Annotated in this window: 10 protein-coding genes; all 10 read left to right on the top strand. The window is 36.5% G+C overall.

What is annotated here, in order from left to right; translation table 11 throughout:
• Positions 1-338 precede the first annotated feature (338 nt).
• The 10 genes from uxaC (at position 339) to A8L32_RS06395 (ending at position 11,998) form a co-directional block, all read left to right on the top strand.
• On the top strand, positions 339-1,745 hold the full coding sequence (gene uxaC, locus A8L32_RS06440) for a glucuronate isomerase (protein WP_066629194.1): 1,407 nt from the start codon (positions 339-341) through the stop codon (positions 1,743-1,745).
• 11 nt (positions 1,746-1,756) lie between these two features.
• Positions 1,757-2,794 carry a sugar kinase gene (locus tag A8L32_RS06435; protein ID WP_066629192.1) on the top strand — a complete coding sequence of 346 codons (1,038 nt, stop codon included), beginning with the start codon at positions 1,757-1,759 and terminating at the stop codon, positions 2,792-2,794.
• 427 nt (positions 2,795-3,221) lie between these two features.
• Positions 3,222-3,893 (top strand): bifunctional 4-hydroxy-2-oxoglutarate aldolase/2-dehydro-3-deoxy-phosphogluconate aldolase, encoded by a 672-nt coding sequence (locus tag A8L32_RS06430; RefSeq protein ID WP_066629189.1) that lies wholly within the window; start codon positions 3,222-3,224, stop codon positions 3,891-3,893.
• Between the two features lie 112 nt (positions 3,894-4,005).
• Positions 4,006-4,851: an SDR family oxidoreductase gene (locus tag A8L32_RS06425; RefSeq protein WP_066629187.1), complete on the top strand. Its 846-nt coding sequence runs from the start codon at positions 4,006-4,008 to the stop codon at positions 4,849-4,851.
• A gap of 237 nt (positions 4,852-5,088) precedes the next feature.
• Entirely contained in the window at positions 5,089-6,276 is a 1,188-nt protein-coding gene (gene uxuA / locus A8L32_RS06420; protein ID WP_198931733.1) for a mannonate dehydratase, read from the top strand.
• Positions 6,277-6,411: 135 nt separating this feature from the next.
• Positions 6,412-7,395, top strand: a complete 984-nt coding sequence (locus tag A8L32_RS06415) for a TRAP transporter substrate-binding protein (RefSeq protein ID WP_066629185.1) — start codon at positions 6,412-6,414, stop codon at positions 7,393-7,395.
• 2 nt (positions 7,396-7,397) lie between these two features.
• Positions 7,398-7,871: a TRAP transporter small permease gene (locus A8L32_RS06410; protein ID WP_066629182.1), complete on the top strand. Its 474-nt coding sequence runs from the start codon at positions 7,398-7,400 to the stop codon at positions 7,869-7,871.
• Entirely contained in the window at positions 7,871-9,331 is a 1,461-nt protein-coding gene (locus A8L32_RS06405; protein WP_066629179.1) for a TRAP transporter large permease, read from the top strand. The genes A8L32_RS06410 and A8L32_RS06405 overlap by 1 nt, the downstream gene beginning before the upstream one ends.
• A 121-nt stretch (positions 9,332-9,452) precedes the next feature.
• Positions 9,453-10,502: a LacI family DNA-binding transcriptional regulator gene (locus A8L32_RS06400; RefSeq protein ID WP_066629173.1), complete on the top strand. Its 1,050-nt coding sequence runs from the start codon at positions 9,453-9,455 to the stop codon at positions 10,500-10,502.
• Positions 10,503-10,624: 122 nt separating this feature from the next.
• Complete coding sequence (locus tag A8L32_RS06395; RefSeq protein WP_066629171.1) at positions 10,625-11,998, top strand: T9SS type A sorting domain-containing protein; 1,374 nt, start codon at positions 10,625-10,627, stop codon at positions 11,996-11,998.
• The last annotated feature ends 64 nt before the right edge of the window (positions 11,999-12,062 follow it).

The raw sequence follows: 12,062 nt of genomic DNA, 5'->3' as shown, positions 1-12,062 counted from the left end.
TTTCTTTTACTATCTGATAAAATACGCCCATAAACAGAATACTAAAGCAGCTAATAAAATGCACTACACATTAATTATGTGCACATTACACATAATCTATATACAAAACCAACTTTAAAAATAAACTCTTTATCTACAATCATCATTCTAATAAATAAACATTCATCATCGACCTACAACCCAAACAAACTTAAACACCTACATTACTGCACCTTACAACTTACAAAGTACATGTAGATCAAAAAATTAAATGTTAAAATATTTGGTAGTAATAAAATTGTGTGTAATTTCGTGTTCGTTAACGGTATTAAAAAGAACACATTTCGCTATATCACATCATGAATAACAAAACATTTATAAACGATGACTTTGTCCTAGAAAACGACACTGCTCACCAATTGTATCATAAATACTCTGTCAATAAACCTATTATTGACTTTCATTGTCATTTAGACCCTAAGGCTATTGCAGAAGATTACCAATACAATAACCTAGGTAATATGTGGTTGGGTGGCGATCATTATAAATGGCGTGCTATGCGCATTAATGGTGTGGACGAAAAATTTATTACTGGCAAAAGCACAGACAAAGAAAAATTTATGAAATGGGCGGAGACAGTGCCGTATACTGTTGCTAACCCTCTTTATCACTGGACTCATTTAGAGCTTGCTCGTTGTTTTAATATCAACGAACTATTATCGCCTAAAACAGCAGAAAAGATTTATCATGATACCGAAGAAATGTTGAAGTCATCTGAATTCAGCACCAAAAATTTCATCAAACGAATGAATGTTGAAATGATTGGAACTACAGATGACCCTGCGGATTCGTTAGAATATCATCAAAAACTAATCGACGATGGCTTTGAGGTTAAGGTTTTACCATCGTTTAGAGCAGATAACGTACTAAAAGTAGATGACTCGGCAAGCTTTGTGGCTTACATAGAAAAGTTGGGCAAAGCTGCAGATATCTCTATCTCATCATATACAGAATTAATTAACGCTTTAGATAGCAGACATGCGTTTTTCCATAGTATGGGAGCTCGCATTTCAGATAGCGGTCCGGACCGTTTCTTTTTTGCACCATTTACCAAAGAAGAGGTTTCGGCCATCTTCATTAAATTAATGGATGGTAAGTCCATCTCATTAGATGAAAAAGAAAAGTACTGCACTGCTGTAATGGCAGAATTGGCTTACATGAATCACAAAAGAGCTTGGGTACAGCAATATCACGTGGGTGCATTAAGAAACAACAACATCCGTATGTACAATAAACTGGGTGCAGATACGGGTTTCGATTCTATTCACGATTCTCAGCCAAGCTTAAAAATGTCGCAATTCCTAAACTTCTTGGATAGCTCTGATCAATTGGCTAAAACGATATTATATAACTTAAATCCTGCTGACAATCAGATGTTACTAACCATGTGCGGAAACTTTGTGGATGGAACAACCGCCTCTAAAGTAACTTACGGTGCAGCGTGGTGGTTCTTGGATCAAAAGACAGGCATGGAACGCCATTTAGAAGATTTATCGGCTTTAAGTTTATTAAGCAGATTCGTAGGAATGGTAACGGATTCAAGAAGTTTCCTATCCTACCCACGTCACGAATACTTCCGCAGAATAGTTTGTAACTACGTGGGCAAAGAGGTGGAAAAAGGCCTAATTCCTGATGACGAAGATTTGTTGAAAACACTAATTGAAGGTGTTTCATACAACAATGCTAAAGAATATTTTAATTTTTAAATAATAATACCATGGCAAAGAAAGTAGTAACCTTTGGAGAAATTATGCTCCGTTTTGTTACACCTCAATACCAACGTTTTTCGCAGGCAACTTCGTTTAATGCGTCGTACGGCGGTGGTGAAGCAAATGTAGCAGTTTCATTGGCCAACTATGGAGTTGATGTTTCTTTTGTTACGCGTTTACCCAAAAACGATATAGCAAAAGCGTGTGAAATGGAGATGAAAAAACACTCTGTAAACACCGACTCAATTGTATACGGAGGAGATAGATTAGGAACTTATTATTTAGAAACAGGCTCGGTTGCTCGTGCTAGTAAAGTGGTTTACGATAGAGCTTACTCTGCTTTTTCTGAAATTAAACCTGGTATGGTCAACTGGGAAGAGGTATTAAAAGATGCCGATTTCTTTCACTGGACAGGTATTACCCCAGCAGTTTCTCAGGGAGCAGCGGATGCATGTTTAGAGGCTATTCAAGTAGCTAACCGACTAGGCGTAACGGTTTCAACGGACTTAAACTACCGTAAAAACCTATGGAAATATGGTAAAACAGGTGGTGAGGTAATGCCTGCACTAGTAGCTGGTTGCGATATCGTTTTAGGTAACGAGGAAGATGCAGCTATGATGTTAGATATTCATCCAGAAGGTGTTGATGTAACCGGCGGACATGTTGAAGCAGAAGCTTACAGAAGTGTATCTCAACAGATTATGGCTAAGTTTCCTCGAGTTAAAAAAGTAATTACCACTTTAAGAGGTTCCATTAACGCCAATCATAACTCATGGTCGGGTGTTCTTTATGATGGAAAAACTTTATTTGAAGCGCCTACCTACCAAATTACGCACATTGTAGATCGTGTAGGTGGTGGCGACTCATTTATGGGTGGATTAATTTACGGATTATTGACTTACGAAGGAGACGATCAGAAAGCATTAAACTTTGCCACAGCTGCATCGTGTATTAAGCACACTATCCATGGCGATTATAACTTAGCTACTATAGAAGAAGTGGAGAAGTTAATGGGTGGAGACGCTTCTGGAAGAGTTTCAAGGTAGTTTATAACTATATAACAAAATAGAAGCTTGCCTAACTTTACCTATTAAAGTTTAGCTTCAAAAGAAAAAAGCTTGCGTTGATTAACGTGTAAACATGTATTATTCTTATTCCAATTGCTGGTCATAGAATATAGTTTTTGAAGAAAATTTAGAGACCCGGAAGTTACTAGGTTAACGAATCAGTTAAACTTCCACATCAACTAAGAAACATGTTTATACCTAATCAGACCTTTATTTTATAGACAATAGGTGGCATATTTTAAAGGATGCAGCTTTGGTTTACAACTTTATTACGATGATAGATTGTTAGAATTCATCAACAAAGTCTTTCGGGCAAAAAGATTTTTTCATCAATACCTCTGGGGGTAAAAATTTCGAAGCAATCTATCATCACTTTTATTTTTAAATAACTATAACAAAACATATAATGGCTAAGTATTCAAAATTAGAGGTTTTTAATGCAATGAAAGAAACAGGTGTAGTTCCTGTATTTTTCCATTCAGATATTGAAGTGTGTAAAGCAGTAGTTAAATCATGTTACGATGGTGGAATTCGTGTTTTCGAATTTGTAAACCGTGGTGATTTTGCACACGAAGTATTCGGAGAGTTAAACAAGTATGCTTTAGAAAACCTTCCAGGCATGATTTTAGGTGCAGGTTCTTTAGTAGAAGAAGCAACAACGGCTCTTTACATTCAGTTAGGTGCTAACTTTATTGTTTCTCCTTTATTAAACGAAAACATGGCTAAAATCTGTAACCGCAGAAAAGTGATGTGGTCTCCTGGATGTGGAACTATCTCTGAAATTAATAAAGCGCAAGAACTAGGTTCTGATTTAGTAAAATGTTTCCCTGCCTCAGAAGTTGGTGGACCTTCTTTTGTTAAAGCAGTAAAAGCACCAATGCCATGGACCGATATTATGCCTACTGGTGGAGTAAACACCTCTAAAGAAAACTTAAAAGGATGGTTTGCTGCAGGAGTTACTTGTGTTGGTATGGGTTCTGCTTTATTTCCTAAAGATATTATGGCTAATAAAGATTGGAATGCTTTAACTGACATGGTAAAACAGTTGATGACTGATATTGAAGCAGTAAGAAAATAATATTTCAGTATTAAGTATACAGACAAAAGATGTAAGGTTTATGCCCTTAAACCTTACTCTATAATGATAAAGATCTTTATACTTAATTCTTTATACTTTATACTTATTTAAAATGATGGTGCCCTTAAATTTAAAAGACAAAGTAGCTGTTATTACCGGAGGTGGTGGTGTATTATGCTCCACAATGGCCAAAGCCCTGGCTTCTCACGGAGTAAAAACAGCTATTCTTGATCTTAACTTAGAGGCTGCAGAAAATGTAGCTAAAGAAATTACAGAACAATACGGAACTATTTCCGTAGGTATTTCTTCCAATGTGTTGGATAAAAAATCGTTGGAAGAAGCAAAAGCTGTTATCAACGAAAAGTTAGGTAGTATAGACTATTTAGTAAATGGTGCTGGTGGCAATGCTGCGTCAGCAACTACCCAAACTGAAATTATGGCTAGCGATGATTCAGATAATCTTGAAGACACATTCTTTGGATTAGAAATGGATGGCTTTGACAAAGTTTTTGCCTTAAACTTTCAAGGAACATTACTTCCTTCTATGGTTTTTGCCAAGGATATGCTGAACAAAAAAGATGGTTCAATCATCAATATTTCTTCAATGAATTCCTACACGCCACTAACCAAAATTCCGGCATACTCAGCATCCAAAGCAGCTATCAATAACTTTACGCAGTGGTTGGCAGTACATTTTGCAAAAACAGGTATTCGGGTTAACGCTATTGCTCCAGGATTCTTATTAACCAATCAAAATCGCTTTTTATTGATTGATGAAAAAACTGGCGAAGCAACTCCTCGTGGTGAAAAAATCATCAGAAATACACCTATGGAACGCTACGGCGAACCTGAAGAATTAGCAGGAACCATGCTTTATTTACTTTCTGACTGGGCCAACTTTATTACCGGAGTTGTAGTTCCTGTAGATGGTGGATTTAGTGCTTACTCGGGAGTATAACTTCTGCTCATTGATTATGGGTCATTAGACAATAGTCAATGGAATAAGAGTGATTTTAAAGAGCTCGCTTAAACTTTGCTGCCCTGCAAAAAAAGCACTTTGCTCTTTGCTTTACGTGAAAATAAAAACTGTAAAACAAGTTAGTAGTATAGGTCAAAAAGTTAAACGTCACAGGAATCAATAATAACCATTGACAAATGACTAGTGACTAAGTAACTATTAGCTAAAACTTGAAAAATGGCTATAGAACAAACATGGCGATGGTATGGTCCAAACGACCGTATTTCACTGGCCGATATAAAACAAACTGGGGCTACCGGTATTGTTACAGCACTGCATCACATCCCTAACGGAGAGGTGTGGACTGTAGAAGAAATTATTGCCCGCAAAAACATGATTGAAAATGCGGGTTTATCCTGGTCGGTTGTTGAAAGTGTTCCTGTACATGAGGACATCAAAAAACAAACTGGAAACTGGGAATTATACACCAAAAACTATCAAGAGTCTATTAAAAATTTGGGCAAATGTGGTATTGAAACAATTTGCTACAACTTTATGCCTGTGCTTGACTGGTCTCGTACCGAGCTAAATAGTTCTTTCGAAGATGGATCATTAGCTTTAATATATGAGCAAAAGGTTTTCGCTGCTTTCGATTTATTTATCTTAAAAAGAAAAGGAGCAGAAAACGATTACTCAGAAAAAATACTTGGACAAGCCAAAGAGTATTTCGATGGTTTGGATGATGCTGGAAAAGAAGCATTAACCAACACTGTAATTAAAGGCCTTCCTGGAGCAGAAGAAAGTTATACACTCGAACAATTTCAAGCAGTATTAAATGAATACGCAGGTATTGATAATGCTAAATTGAAAAAGCACTTAGAGGAATTTTTAAGAGCAATTGTTCCTGTGGCTGAAGATTCAGGCGTTAGAATGGCAATCCATCCCGATGATCCACCTTGGGGACTTTTAGGTTTACCACGTGTAGTAAGCACTTTGGAAGATGCTAAATCAATCATCTCAACGGTTGATTCTATTTCTAACGGAGTTACTCTTTGTACTGGTTCGTGGGGTGCTGGTCACTTCAACGATTTATCCATAATGGCTGAAGAACTTTCGCACCGCATTAACTTTGCGCACTTGCGTAATGTAAAGCGAGATACAGATTATAATTTCAACGAAGATTATCTTTTTGAAGGTGATGTTGATATCTATTCGGTGCTTAAAACCATCGTTCAAGAAGAAGAAAGCAGAAAAGAAGATGGTCGTAAAGACATTTCTATTCCAGTACGCCCTGATCATGGAAACCAAATGTTAGGCGATATTGGTCAAGATAACAACCCAGGATATTCTCTTTACGGCAGAATGAAAGGGCTTGCAGAAATCAGAGGCTTAGAATTAGGAATCAGAAGAAGTCTAAAAATATAGTGATCAGCTCGTGGTTATAGCAACAAAGCTAAAAGCCACGAGCTAATTATTCTTTATCTCAACTTTGTTATATTCGCAATAATACAAACGTTTGTACAAAATATACGAAACTATAAATCACTGAAAAATTTACACATGCAATTAAAATCAATAGTGCCCATATTGGTTGTTGGTATGGTTTTACTTCTGGGAGGATGTAAAAGCGCCAATAAAACCACCACGCTGAAATTAGCGCATGGTTTAGATCCAACACACCCCGTTCATAATGCCATGGTATATATGGCCGAAAAATTAGAGGAAGAATCTGGCGGAAAAATGAAGTTGGAGATTTATCCTAGTGGACAATTAGGTGGAGAGCAGCAATGTGTTGAACTATTACAAATAGGCAGCTTGGCTATTACAAAAGTATCAGCCGCTGTAATGGAAAGTTTTACACCTAATTATCAAGTGCTGGGATTACCATATATATGGCGTTCTAGAGAGCATTCTTTTAAAGTATTAGATGGTGAAATTGGACAAGAGTTTCTGAAGTCAACTGAAAAATATAACATCAAAGGACTTTGTTTTTACGATGCTGGTTTCAGAAGTTATTACACTATTGATAAAGCCATTAATTCTCCTGAAGATTTAAAAGGCATGAAAATCAGGGTAATGAAAAGCCAAACGGCCATGAATATGGTAAAAGCTATGGGCGGTTCTCCTACGCCAATTTCGTGGGGAGAACTATACACGGCACTTCAAAGTGGTGTAGTGGATGGAGCTGAAAACAATCCTCCTAGTTTATATACTTCTCGTCATTACGAAGTTTGTAAAAAATACACACTAAACGAACATACTGCCGTGCCCGATATCATGATTATCAGCACTGTAATTTGGGATAAACTTACCGAGCAAGAGCAAAAGTGGTTACAAGCTGCAGCTGATGCTTCTGTTGCTAAGGAAAGAGTACTTTGGGCAGAGGCTGAAGAACTAGCTTTAACTGAAGTTCAGAAAGCTGGTGTAGAGATTATTCGCCCGGACAAAGCTCCTTTCATGAAAACAGCAGAACCTATTTTTGAGGGGTACAAATCTCAGCCTAAGATATACGATTTGATTCAACGCATTAGAAACGTACAATAGTCATGAAAATAAAACAAACATTAGATAGATATCTGGAAAAGGTACTCATTTTTATCATGAGCATATTAGTGCTTGATGTATTATGGCAGGTACTGAGTCGTTATATACTTTCTTCGCCAAGCTCGTTTACCGATGAGTTAGCAGGATTTCTTTTAATATGGGTAGGAATATTGGGAGCTGCTTATGTAGCAGGGCAACGTCAGCATTTAGCCATTGACCTTTTGATTCAAAAATCATCAGCGGCTAATCAGTCGAGGTTGTACTTATTCATTAATATTTGCATTGCCTTATTTGCCATTACAGTTATGGTTGTTGGAGGAGCTTGGTTAGCTATTACTCGCTTTCAGTTTGAGGTAACCTCAGCAGCCTTGCAAATTCCTTTAGGATATGTGTACTTGGTGATGCCCATCAGCGGAATACTCATTGTATACTATTCAATTTACTTTATTATTCACCCTAACGAAAACTTGGCATAATGGACTACTTAGGTATATTTGTTCTTATATTTTCCTTCATATTTTTACTCGTATGTGGAGTGCCCATCGCCTTTAGTATTGGTATTTCGGGTATTTTAACCATGTTGGTGAGCATCGATTCTTTACCAGCATTTACAACTTACGCACAACGAATGGCCACAGGCCTCGATAGTTTTGCCCTATTGGCGATTCCCTTCTTTATACTCGCAGGTAATATTATGAATCGGGGCGGTATAGCCATACGACTCATTAACCTGGCCAAAATAATGGTGGGCAGATGGCCTGCAGGCTTAGCTTATGTAAACGTATTTGCCAACATGTTATTTGGTGCTATCTCGGGTTCTGCTGCTGCATCAGCTTCAGCTATTGGTTCTATTATGGGGCCTGAAATGAAAAAAGATGGATACGACGAAAACTTTAGTGCTGCTGTAAATATTTCTTCGGCCACAACAGGTTTATCTATCCCTCCGAGTAATATTCTTATTGTATATTCTTTAGCCAGTGGCGGTGTTTCTATTACAGCACTTTTCTTGGCAGGATATTTACCTGGAATACTAACTGGATTAGCCATCATGTTAACTTCAATGGCTTTAGTTATTAAATACAAAAGTGGACTTAAAGCTTCTTTATTAGCTGTACTTAAAGTAACGGCTGGTGCTGCAGCAACGTTCATTGCTATCTACGGTATATTCATGATTAAAGGACAATCCGTGTTAGCTTACAACTTAGTTTGGGCAGGCATTGGAGCTATCCTTTTATTCTTTATTGTACGTTTCTCAGTAAAGCGTCCTGCCTCTATCAAACGAGGATTAAAAGTATTGTGGGACGCAGTTCCTAGTTTATTCTTACTAATTGTAGTTATTGGAGGTATTGTGGGTGGATTATTTACTGCAACCGAAGCTTCTGCTGTGGCCGTACTTTATGCATTGGTACTTTCTTTAATCTATAAAGAAATCAAAATTGCAGACATTCCTGATATCATTTTAAGATCGGTTAAAACAACCGCTATCGTATTATTATTAGTAGCTACTTGTATTGGTCTTTCATGGATTATGGCTTACGAAAATATACCACAAAACGTAAGTGCAGGTTTATTAGGCATCAGTGATAATCCTATCGTTATCCTATTAATCATCAACCTAATATTACTAATTGTTGGTGTATTTATGGATATGACCCCTGCTGTACTTATCTTTACACCTATATTTTTACCGATTGTAACTAACATGGGTGTTGACCCCACTCACTTTGGTATCATCATGGTACTTAATTTAAGTGTTGGTTTATGCACACCACCAGTAGGTTCGGTATTATTTATTGGTTGTAGTGTGGCCAATATAAAAATAGATAAGGTGATTAAACCACTACTCCCTATGTTTTTAGCTATGGTTGTAGTATTGTTGATGGTGACTTATATTCCAAAAATCAGTTTACTGTTACCTCAATTGTTTGGATTTTAATTAAACGAATAAATATTTAGGGCTTCGCTTTCAGTGAAGCCCTAAATTTATACTGTGAAAATTTTTGTTTACTCAACACTCAGAGAACACAGAGATAACCACAGAGAATTTTAGCCATTACATGAGCAAAACAATTAGAATAAAGGATATTGCAGAAAAGGCAGGTGTTTCTATTGGAACGGTTGACCGCGTATTACATAACCGAGGTGAGGTAAAAAAAGCCACCAAGGAAAAGGTAATGGCCATAGCCGAAAAACTGAATTACAAACCCAACATTGCTGCTCGTGCTTTAAAATCGCCTACCAATTACAAAATTGCCGTATTACTCCCACTTGCTCAGGACGATAATATTTTCTGGAGTAAACACCCCATTGGTATTGAAAATGGGAAAGAAGCGATTTATCCGTTTGCTTGTACTTTGGAGTTCTTTTATTACGAAATGCACAATCCCGCCGATTTTTTGAAACAAGCTGCAGCCTTATTAGAGTGGCAAGCTAACGGCGTTATTCTGGCTCCTATCTTAAAAAATGAATCGCTGGAACTTTGTGGCAAACTCGATGATTTACAAATTCCTTTTGTGTTTATTGATACCAATATTGAAGGTACTAATAGCCTTTCGTTTGTTGGTGAGGATGCTTACCAAGCAGGTAGAGTGGCTGCCAGTTTAATTGATACAGGTATTTCTAAAGTCAAGGATATTTTAATCGTGAACATTGCTAAAAACCTGGAAAATGTGCAGCACCTTAACCTTCGTAATCAAGGTTTCCAGAGCTACTTTATGGATGCGGGCGATAACAATGGTTTAAAAATTAGCATTGAAATTCCGGATACCAACCCTAAAGTGGTAAAAGAAAAATTAGATCAGGTATTTAAAAACAACCCTAACATTGGTGGTGTTTTTGTATCTAGTTCCAGGACTTTTGTAATTGCCGACTATCTTCAAAAAAACAATCGTTCTAACTTGTTTCTGGTGGGTTATGAGTTATTTGGCAAAAACAGCTATTTCTTACAACAAAGAGTCATTAACTTTTTAATAGGTCAGCGACCAATGGAGCAAGCCGAAAAAACATTTAGAAAGCTATTTGACTTTATGGCTCACAATGCTGTTCCTGATAAAAAAGATTATCAGCCCATTGATATTATCAATACCGAAAATATGGATCTTGTGTGAAAATCTTATTCATCGTTTTTTAATTATTGAACAAATCAATATAATAATTTAAAAAGCACATCTGTAATAACTTTCTTATAACAGTATCGTATTATTCTCATTATTAACTCATAATACGTTACATGAAACATCTTATACTCTTAACATTATTATCTGGCATTATACTATTCAGTAGTCAATCTGAATTAAGTGCACAGTTTACAAAAGATTTGGAAATATTTTCCTGGTCGGCTCCTCGCTCCAAAGGCGCCTTAACAGATAATGAAACAGTACGTTTTACCATTAAAAATATAGGAACAGAAGCCGTTTCTAATTTTACTGTTGGGTTCTCTCAAGATGGAGGAAATACCTACAAAGAAGAGGTAGTTTCCCAAACTATTAATTCAAATGGTTATTTAACTTATACATTTAGCTCTCACACCGCTGTTATGGGAACTGATGGAGCTACTTATCCAATCATTGGTAAAATTACACTTACCGGAGACGAAGACTTAAGCAATAACGAGCATACAGAACAGGTGATCAACTATCTTATTGGAGACGTCGATGACGAACCCTTTGTAATTACTTCTTTTCCATATTTAGATAGTAAAGAGTATATAATGTATACAGATAACTATGGAGAGAAATTCGAAAGCATCAACTATATGCAACAGGAAGATATTGTATATGCTTTTAATACAACGGAAACTCAAATGTATGTGGATGCAAAAGTAACAGCAGATTGGGCGGGTTCTTTTGCCCCAAGACCTGCGGTTATTCTGATTAGAGAAAAACCAAGCACATTTGACAAATATAGTCCACATTTAGACACTCAGGCTGCTGAGGGTTATGGTGATTGGAGCGGTAGTTTTGAGGATGGTTATTGTTACTACGCACAAACCTATTATTTAATTGTTGATAAATGGACTGAGTATACAGCTAGCTATGAATTAGAAGTTAACTTGTATCGCCAGCATGATTTTAAACTATTCAACTTTGAAGCTTTATCGGTTGAAGGAGATATAGACTATGAGAATAGAATTGTTACACTAACTGTACCTATAAATACAGATGTAACATCATTAATTCCAACTTATGAATTACCTGCATATACCGAAGTATTGGTGGATGGAGATTCTCAAACTAGTGGAAGTACCGCCCTTGATTTCACTAATGATGTTACTTATACTATTAATCAAACTATTTCGCCAAACACAATACAAACATGGACTATTAAAGTGGTGGAAGAAACAACTACTGATATTGATTACGATTTGATGGAATCTATTTCAATTGCTCCAAATCCCGCGAAAGATAAAATCAGCATTCTATCAGACAAAGTTATCCCTGTAGACCAAATTTCTATTTACAACACCTCTGGTGTATTGGTAAAAACAGAATACTCAAATAATGAAGACTTAACTATTTCTATAAGTGATTTGACTGACGGAATTTATTTTATTCGAATAGAAACTGAAGGAAAGCAAATTATTAAAAAGTTTATAAAGAGGTAAGTATTATATAATCAATTCGTCCTAAACGATTTATTTTAATGTTCTGAAAGTCTTGTATAGTGTC

Origin of the sequence: Labilibacter marinus, assembly GCF_001659685.2 — a bacterium.
In the GTDB taxonomy this organism is placed as follows: Bacteria; Bacteroidota; Bacteroidia; order Bacteroidales; family Marinilabiliaceae; genus Saccharicrinis; species Saccharicrinis marinus.
Note: the sequence above shows the minus strand (reverse complement) of the source record. Positions and strands in the feature narration are given on the sequence as shown.

Bases quoted from the DNA above. Each gene is read 5' to 3' on its own strand.
- uxaC (WP_066629194.1), top strand. From the start codon at position 339: ATGAATAACAAAACATTTATAAACGATGACTTTGTCCTAGAAAACGAC.
- A8L32_RS06435 (WP_066629192.1), top strand. From the start codon at position 1,757: ATGGCAAAGAAAGTAGTAACCTTTGGAGAAATTATGCTCCGTTTTGTT.
- A8L32_RS06430 (WP_066629189.1), top strand. From the start codon at position 3,222: ATGGCTAAGTATTCAAAATTAGAGGTTTTTAATGCAATGAAAGAAACA.
- A8L32_RS06425 (WP_066629187.1), top strand. From the start codon at position 4,006: ATGATGGTGCCCTTAAATTTAAAAGACAAAGTAGCTGTTATTACCGGA.
- uxuA (WP_198931733.1), top strand. From the start codon at position 5,089: ATGGCTATAGAACAAACATGGCGATGGTATGGTCCAAACGACCGTATT.
- A8L32_RS06415 (WP_066629185.1), top strand. From the start codon at position 6,412: ATGCAATTAAAATCAATAGTGCCCATATTGGTTGTTGGTATGGTTTTA.
- A8L32_RS06410 (WP_066629182.1), top strand. From the start codon at position 7,398: ATGAAAATAAAACAAACATTAGATAGATATCTGGAAAAGGTACTCATT.
- A8L32_RS06405 (WP_066629179.1), top strand. From the start codon at position 7,871: ATGGACTACTTAGGTATATTTGTTCTTATATTTTCCTTCATATTTTTA.
- A8L32_RS06400 (WP_066629173.1), top strand. From the start codon at position 9,453: ATGAGCAAAACAATTAGAATAAAGGATATTGCAGAAAAGGCAGGTGTT.
- A8L32_RS06395 (WP_066629171.1), top strand. From the start codon at position 10,625: ATGAAACATCTTATACTCTTAACATTATTATCTGGCATTATACTATTC.